Source organism: Acinetobacter gerneri DSM 14967 = CIP 107464 = MTCC 9824 (assembly GCF_000368565.1).
GTDB classification, from domain to species: domain Bacteria; phylum Pseudomonadota; class Gammaproteobacteria; order Pseudomonadales; family Moraxellaceae; genus Acinetobacter; species Acinetobacter gerneri.
Genome location: NZ_KB849552.1, coordinates 1 through 7,505, shown reverse-complemented (window position 1 = coordinate 7,505; position 7,505 = coordinate 1). Strand labels below are relative to the sequence as shown.

The following is a 7,505-nucleotide window of genomic DNA, read 5'->3' as shown; positions in this document are numbered from 1 at the left end:
ACTGCATAAACGTATAGATAAGACTGCATAAACGTATAGATATAGCAATATAAGTCATTGATTATTAATATGAATAAGTGGTCTAAAATTATAAAATTATAAAATTATTAAAAAGAGGGGAGTGCTTAAAACTGCCCTAGGTACTCGCTAAAGCTCGTACTCTATTGAAGCTCGTTCCTCGCTTCGAGGGGCAGTTTTTAATTAATTTCAGTACTAACTTCTAAAAGAAAAAACAAGACTCTGGCACTCGCTTCGCTCGTGGCTTTTTAAAAGCAAAAGCTCCAAAGTTCGCACCCATTCGGGATGCTCTGTACCTACCGTTTAAAATCAAAAGGGAGCTTGTAATCAGGGAAAAGGCAGGGGCAAAATTTTTATAATGCTCAATCGCTCGTAGACACTCGCTCGGTTCTTATTGCACTGATTAAAATATCTAATCAAAACCGTGAAACATTGCTCACTTATTGAGCGTGGAACGTGATAAATCATAAAAAAAGCCCACCTTGGGGAAGATGGGCTATCAACTAGAAACTACAGCATTGATTTCTATAGATAATTATAACGCATTTCGTATAAGGTGTATTATGTTAATTTTAGAAAATCTTTAGATTAAAAGAAATTTTCTGGATATGAAAATGAAGGAATATATCGTCTGATTAATTGAGCCTGTGTAACAGATATCCTCTAGTTTCTAGTTCTAATAAAAACACTGGTCAAGGTAGCTCAAGTCGACACAGGCTTTGCGGACGGTATCTGCGAGAACGCCCTGCAGTGGGTGCGGAGCTGCTATTTCAGGAAGAAGCATATTCACCTGGTAACTGATGGCAACGGTAAGCGGCCGTACTACTAGGTCCGATCCGCTAAGTTCCATTGCAGTGAACGGGTTTACGATGGCAACGCCCAGCCCTTGACGCACCATGGCGCAGACGGCCATTGCACTCGTGGTTTCAAGCAGGGTTACGCGATGTACTTTAGCGTCCTCGAACATCGCATCAATGGCGGTTCGATACGGGTCGCCAACCGCGAGGCTGATGAAGCGCTCGCCTGTAAAGTCGCGTGGTTGCAGTCGCGCCTTGCGGCACAGACTGTGATCACGTGGCAAAACAGCCACTTCATTAACTTTTAGTAAGGGCTGTAAGGCAACTCCAACAGGAGCCTTTTGGGTTTCACTCAGCCCCAAGTCAAAACGTTGTTCACTCATGGCTTGTTCTAGCCAAGGCGACTCTAAGGGATGTACGCTAACTCCTAGTTCAGGATGTGCATGTGAGAGATATACCAGTGCGCGGGGTACCAAGGCATGGGCCAATGCTGGCAAACACGCAATTCGCAAGCGCCCTGTCGCTTGCGTGCGCAATTCGCTGGCGCGCGCTGCGATCTGTTCCAAGCCTATAAACGAGCGTTCTACTTCCTGCATCAACGCGAGTGCCCGCACGGTAGGTCGTAATCGGCCCCGCACCCGGTCAAAAAGGTTAAACCCCAGTAACTGCTCCAAACGACCCAGCTCGCGACTCAAAGTGGGCTGGCTTGACGCACATGCTTCAGCTGCACGCCCCAGGTTGCCGTGCAGCATGATGGCGCGAAACATAGTCAGCTGGCGATGAGTTAAATTCATATCAATATTGAATAGCTAAACAACAAGAATAGCATTGATTGAATTGACTATGAAGTAGATCATCTATCCATGAATCCTTTTACTCCCACTACCATTGCTCCTTTGGCTCAGCAATTTGGTACCCCGCTGTGGATCTATGATGCCGACACCATTACGTGCCAGATTGCCGCTCTGCGGTTGTTTGACATAGTGCGTTTCGCTCAAAAAGCCAACTCCAATACACACATCCTTCGCCTCATGAAGCAACAGGGCGTAGTGGTGGACTCGGTGTCTTTGGGTGAAATCGAACGCGCATTGGCTAGTGGTTTTACGCCAGGCTTGCACAACGGGCACGCAGACATCGTATTCACGGCTGATCTGCTAGATCACGCTACGCTTGCGCGCGTGGTGGAACTAAATATTCCTGTGAACTGTGGTTCAATGGACATGCTAGACCAATTGGGTACGGTCAACCCAGGGCACCCGGTGTGGTTACGCATCAATCCAGGTTTCGGGCATGGCTACTCCAAGAAAACAAATACTGGTGGTGAGCATAGTAAGCATGGCATCTGGCATGGCGACCTAGTACGCGCCTGCGAAAAGATCAAGTCCAACAGCTTGGCCTTGCAAGGTCTGCACATGCATATTGGCTCAGGCGTGGACTACACGCACTTGCAAGAAGTGTGTGGTGCCATGCTGAAGTTGGTAGAGGTAGTGAATGCGCAGGGTTTAGATCTGCACGCCATCTCCGCGGGCGGAGGGCTATCTGTTCCCTATCAGACCGGTGAACCCACGATTGATACAGCGAACTATTTTTCATTATGGAATGCAACGCGCCATGCAGTGGAACAACTACTAAAGCACCCAGTGAAACTAGAAATAGAACCAGGTCGCTATTTAATGGCCGAGTCTGGTGTGTTGGTCACTGAGGTACGCGCTACGAAGCAACAGGGCTCCAACCATTTTGTGATGGTGGACGCCGGCTTCAATGATCTGGTTCGCCCAGCCCTATACGGTGCCTACCACGGCATGGAGTTGATCCACTCTGATGGCACAGCGGTTAATGGCCTGCAGTTAGACACGGTGGTTGCCGGACCTCTGTGTGAGTCAGGAGATGTATTTACGCAGGGAGATGGTGGCGTGGTGTTACACCGATCCTTGCCGCAGGCGCAGGTGGGAGATCTACTTGTATTGCACGACACCGGTGCGTATGGCGCCTCCATGTCATCGAACTACAACGCGCGCCCGCTGATTGCCGAAGTACTGATGGAAAATGGTGAGCCCCGGCTTATTCGACGAAGGCAAACGGTGGCTGAGCTGCTCGCGCTGGAGGCGGTGTAAAGTGACCAAACAAAATTATCAACTTAACTGATCTAAGTCGAGCTGCGGCAGTAGATCAGTGAACTCAATTGATCGTATAGATGAAGATCAGCATCTCGATTCATATCCAGCCCATGATGTGAAGTTGATAAAGTTAATATTCAGATTAGCTTTTAACCCCCTATTTAACATAATGGTGGTTATACGAAATCCAGCTGTTAGAAACCATTTATTACATCAAAAGTAATGAAAAAGTAAAGAATATGCTTTATATTATCTTTACTTTAATGGTTTTTGAGTGAGGGAATTATGTCCGCAGTCAATTTCAATATGCGCTTAGAAGCAGAGTTAAAAGAACAAGTTACCCCTATTTTGGAAGACTATGGTTTGACTATGCCTCAAGCATTCAAACTGTTCTTGAATCAAATCGTTAAAACTAAAGCGATTCCTTTGTCTTTTGACTATGCACGAGAACCTGCTTTAACGCCTAAAGCAGCAGCCAAGTTACTTCAATCTTTAAAAGAGATCGAAAATGGTGAGTACACCGAGTACGAAACGGTAGAAGAAGCGATTAAAGCTATGTCGGAAGAAGCACATGGCTAAACGTAAGATTATCGTAACCAGTTCTTTTAAACGTGATATTAAAAGACGTTATTTAGAACTGGTTACGGCTGAATGGGCAGAAGTATTAGATTGTTTAGTCGCAAATAATCCTTTGCCTGAAAAGTATTTAGATCATCCCTTGAAAGGTGGTGCAGAGTTTAAGAATTGTCGTGATTGTCATGTGAAGCCTGATTTAGTCTTGATCTATAGGCTTGTTGGTGACGATATTTTAGAACTGCATCAGTTGGATAGCCATTCCGAAATTTTTGGATGACTATCGCTCGATGCTTTGAAAGATGGCTTTAGCCGTGTTTCAAAGTCGGGCACTTTGCGACTGCTGTCATTGATTTGGTGATGGCAAGAGCCGAGCAAAGTACTGTCTAATCATTATTTTGGGTCAATCACACAATAATCCTTATTCGCTCCGTGACAGTCATTTTTCATGATGCGAACGCAAGACTTTCCATTGCAATTTTTAATATCTAGGCTGTATTTTTGTTCTAGCCATGCAACGTCTGCTCTACGCTGTTTGATTTCGTCCATGCTCGGCACATATAAAAATAATGCTAAAAAGAAAACGATCAGCAAGCTAACAAAAGCACTGGCATAGATTGCCATGAATCGCCAGTCAAGTTGATTGGTTGCATTGTTTAATTCTCGAATACTGTTGTTGAGTGCGTCTATTTGCTTCTGATTAGCGTTTTTTAAGTGTTTTTCGGTCTTATTGAGTACTCCGCTAGCCACCTCCTTGTAAAACGCTTCTAATCGCTTGTTATCGTCTGCTATGGCTTCTCTGTATTCTTTCATGGATGCCAATAAAATATATAGTTGATCGTCTAAGTCATTTTGGTTGCTCATAGCGATGGCCCACTTCTTCCGTATTTAATACGCTGCGTCTGTTTCATTTTCTGCTCTTGTTCCAATTTCAATCTTTGCCTTTGCTCAAGTTCCAGACGTTGCGCTTCCTGATCTTTCTTCCATTGCTCGAAACCTTGCTCAACACGGTTGAAACCTTGTTCCAAGGTCTTTTCCTTTTGCTGTTGTTTGTATTGGAGCTGCTGGCTGTTTTGCTGTTTGATCATATCGTTGAAACGGCTAATTTCAGTATCTATGCCTTTTCTGCGCATCTGGGTGACTTTACTACCCTCATGGATAGTGGCTTGTAGAGCCTTACCTTGATCGGCATAGCTACGGTGGTCGATTCTTTCTCGATACCCTGCATGTTCGAGGGCATGATTGGCTAGCTTTGCCCAGGTGAATCGGATCTGTTTAATTTCTTCCTGGCTTGTTCCCATACCTAGAGTTTTTCTTTTGGTATTACTTAACTCAATATCGGTCTTATCCTTTAGCACCAAATTATGATCTTGATCCAGTTCAGCCTTACGGGTAGTCAATAAGATATGCGCATGATGATTTTTATCACTGCCATTATGACTAGGGGCATGAATGGCTAAATCTGCAACCACCCCATAACGGTCTACTAAAGATTGGGCAAACTCTTTTGCCAAGTCCTTACGTTGATCAGGGTCTAATTCATCAGGTAGGGCAATCACCCATTCTCTAGCCGTTCGGGCATCTTTCCGATTTTCTGATTTTTCTGCCAGATTCCAGACTTTGCTTCGGTCTAATTCAGTATCCAAATTAGAAAGAATTTCCGTATAAACCACACCTTCTTTTCTCGTAAAGTCGTGCGTTAATCCTGTTCGTTCATCTGTCAATTTTTCTCCTGCACGATAAGCCATAGATGCAACCGCAGTTCGTCCCGAACTTCGGTTAACGGTCTTAGTCGTACAGTGATAAATTGCCATGCCTTAGCCTTATGCTGGTTTTGCTTTTAAAATTGCGTAGCAATTTTTCGGGGTTAAGGGGATACCCCTTACGCAAACTTTGACTTGGATGAAATCCAAGTCGTAAGTGCGCATTTCATGAAAAACACGATAGCATATTACCCGCTTGAATTTCAATTCATAGGGTCTTATGCTTGAGTGGTTTTCTATATCCCGAATTTAACCGTTATGACAAAATCTGCTGAAAATATCGAAAAGAAAATTGAAGCCCAGTTAGAGAAGCTGAAACAGTTAAAAGCTCAAAAACAGGCTATCGAAGCAAGAGAAAAAACCAAGCAAAAGGAGCAGGAAAGAAAGGATGATACTCGGCGTAAAATTTTGCTCGGTTCTTATTTAATTAAAAAGATGCAAAGTAATGAAGCTAACAAAGAAAAAATACTCACGGAACTTAATGAATATTTAACTGAAAATAGAGATAGACAGCTTTTTGACTTACCAAATATTGAGGAAAATTAATTATGAATAAAGCGGATTTAATTGCCAAATTAGCGCCTAAATTAAATATTAATCAAGACGAAGCAAGAGTTGTGCTTAATTCTGTTCTTGAAGTCATTACAGAAGCCCTAGTTGAAGATAAAAATGTCCGATTAGTTGATTTTGGGACTTTTGAAGTAAAACAGCGTGCCGAAAGAATGGGGCATAATCCTAAAACTGGCGAAAAACTTAAAATTGAAGCTAAGGAAATCGTCACTTTTAAACAAGGAAAGGCCTTGGGAGAGCAATTTATTGTTAAGCCAAAGCAAAAAAGTAAAGCTAAGAAGAAAGCCTAATTTTTCTTAGCTCTTTGTTGTTCTTGTTCGGCTTTATACTCTGGAATTAGCTCATTTAAGACCTTTTGGATATTTTCTTTATCTTCGATCTGCAAATTATCCCGATAGTAAATTAAGTCCTCTATTTTGCTTTCCAGCTGCATTCTTTCGGTTGGTTCGGCATTTTGGGATATTCGGGATAATAGGAAGATATAACCGCATATATTTTCCCTCGCAATTTCATAATTTATGATGTCGAGGTATTCAGCTTGTGTACCGTGAAATTCTTCTAATAGGTTGGTTAATTTCATCATGCTTGAAACCCTGCTTTTTCTAAACATGGATAAAGCTCTCTGAACTTTTCAGGCTCTAAAAGCATGTCAGCGATACGAATAGCAAATTGCTGAAAGCTTTCCGTACCTTGTGAGTATTTGCTCATTTCGGGCATTTCAGACATTTTATTGGCAAATAGGTGGCGTTGTGGATCGCTCAATTTTATAAAAAAATCGGGGCTATTACGATTTTGCTTGGATATTATTTTTTTTGAGATTTTATCTACTTTAGGCTTAAATTTGAATGAAAAACCTGTAATTGTCCGCCCTTGCTTATGTTGCTCGTATTTAATCGTATAGTCTGAATGTTGATTCACTTGCTCCACAGCCACATCTAGGACTCGCAACTTAAAGTTAGAAATTATTTTATATTGCTTAGGTTCTACACCTAATTGCCCTCGTAATTGTTCTATTTCAATAAATGGAATATGTCCTACATTTTTCCATTTCATGAGGAGTTCAAACAATCGAGTAGCGTAGGTACTGGTAAAGTCTGTAGTTTGTGATAAGTAATAGCTTGTGAAATATTCTTTTGAATTAGCAACCAATAGGACAACATCACTGGTAAGTTGGAAGTGTAATAACCCCTCTGATTCTGTATAACCGATCTTTTGTACCCATCGTGATTTCATAACGGTTGGTATATCGCAATCTCTTAGCTTTTTGGGACGTTTAAGGGTGTATTCCTTACCAAACTCCAAGCCATATAAGGTGTATGAGAAATAGCGTAAAAACAACCGTTCTGATGCTTCTTTTAATGCTCGATAAGCCACTGAACTATCAACCTTGAATTGTTCAGCATATTCCCCTGCATGTATGGTAAGAACTGTATCACTGGTGATTTCCTGATGCTGATTATTGGCTTTCACTAAAGCTAACCCTATTAAACGTTGCTCTACTAGACTCAAGGTATAACTTGCATCAATTAACGCATTATTTTTAATAACTAAATCATTTGCCATTTTTTATACATACATTCTTTTTAGTTGTAATTATATTACATTGATTAAATATGTATAGCAATACTGCATAAACGTATAGATAAGACTGCATAAACGTATAGATA

At 41.9% G+C, this 7,505-nt stretch carries 10 protein-coding genes; 5 read left to right on the top strand and 5 right to left on the bottom strand.

The features are described 5' to 3' along the window. Positions 1-694: 694 nt before the first annotated feature. The gene (locus F960_RS20295; RefSeq protein ID WP_020847079.1) at positions 695-1,609 is read right to left on the bottom strand and encodes a LysR family transcriptional regulator; all 915 of its coding nucleotides are present in this window, start codon (positions 1,607-1,609) and stop codon (positions 695-697) included. Positions 1,610-1,678: 69 nt separating this feature from the next. Between F960_RS20295 and lysA the strand changes: the two genes are divergently transcribed. From lysA to F960_RS20280, 3 genes are all read left to right on the top strand, one after another. Then, entirely contained in the window at positions 1,679-2,929 is a 1,251-nt protein-coding gene (lysA, locus tag F960_RS20290; RefSeq protein ID WP_004870965.1) for a diaminopimelate decarboxylase, read from the top strand. 288 nt (positions 2,930-3,217) lie between these two features. Beyond that, the gene (locus F960_RS20285; RefSeq protein WP_004870963.1) at positions 3,218-3,511 is read left to right on the top strand and encodes a type II toxin-antitoxin system RelB/DinJ family antitoxin; all 294 of its coding nucleotides are present in this window, start codon (positions 3,218-3,220) and stop codon (positions 3,509-3,511) included. Further along, complete coding sequence (locus F960_RS20280; protein ID WP_001129137.1) at positions 3,504-3,785, top strand: type II toxin-antitoxin system YafQ family toxin; 282 nt, start codon at positions 3,504-3,506, stop codon at positions 3,783-3,785. The genes F960_RS20285 and F960_RS20280 overlap by 8 nt, the downstream gene beginning before the upstream one ends. 113 nt (positions 3,786-3,898) lie before the next feature. On the opposite strand, the gene F960_RS20275 is transcribed toward F960_RS20280, so the two are convergent. Next, positions 3,899-4,369 carry a hypothetical protein gene (locus tag F960_RS20275; protein ID WP_004870960.1) on the bottom strand — a complete coding sequence of 157 codons (471 nt, stop codon included), beginning with the start codon at positions 4,367-4,369 and terminating at the stop codon, positions 3,899-3,901. Then, on the bottom strand, positions 4,366-5,319 hold the full coding sequence (mobQ, locus tag F960_RS20270) for a MobQ family relaxase (protein WP_004870957.1): 954 nt from the start codon (positions 5,317-5,319) through the stop codon (positions 4,366-4,368). The genes F960_RS20275 and mobQ overlap by 4 nt, the downstream gene beginning before the upstream one ends. A gap of 207 nt (positions 5,320-5,526) precedes the next feature. Here mobQ and F960_RS20265 point away from each other — a divergent pair, with 207 nt between their 5' ends. Together F960_RS20265 and F960_RS20260 are read left to right on the top strand one after the other, a co-directional pair. After that, entirely contained in the window at positions 5,527-5,814 is a 288-nt protein-coding gene (locus F960_RS20265) for a DUF8583 domain-containing protein (protein ID WP_004870954.1), read from the top strand. A 2-nt stretch (positions 5,815-5,816) separates the two neighbouring features. Then, on the top strand, positions 5,817-6,128 hold the full coding sequence (locus F960_RS20260) for an HU family DNA-binding protein (RefSeq protein ID WP_004870952.1): 312 nt from the start codon (positions 5,817-5,819) through the stop codon (positions 6,126-6,128). On the opposite strand, the gene F960_RS20255 is transcribed toward F960_RS20260, so the two are convergent. Both F960_RS20255 and repM read right to left on the bottom strand, forming a co-directional pair. Further along, the gene (locus tag F960_RS20255; protein ID WP_004870949.1) at positions 6,125-6,421 is read right to left on the bottom strand and encodes a hypothetical protein; all 297 of its coding nucleotides are present in this window, start codon (positions 6,419-6,421) and stop codon (positions 6,125-6,127) included. The two genes, F960_RS20260 and F960_RS20255, sit on opposite strands and share 4 nt — an antisense overlap. Further along, entirely contained in the window at positions 6,418-7,401 is a 984-nt protein-coding gene (gene repM / locus F960_RS20250) for a replication initiation protein RepM (protein WP_004870947.1), read from the bottom strand. The genes F960_RS20255 and repM overlap by 4 nt, the downstream gene beginning before the upstream one ends. Positions 7,402-7,505: the final 104 nt, after the last annotated feature.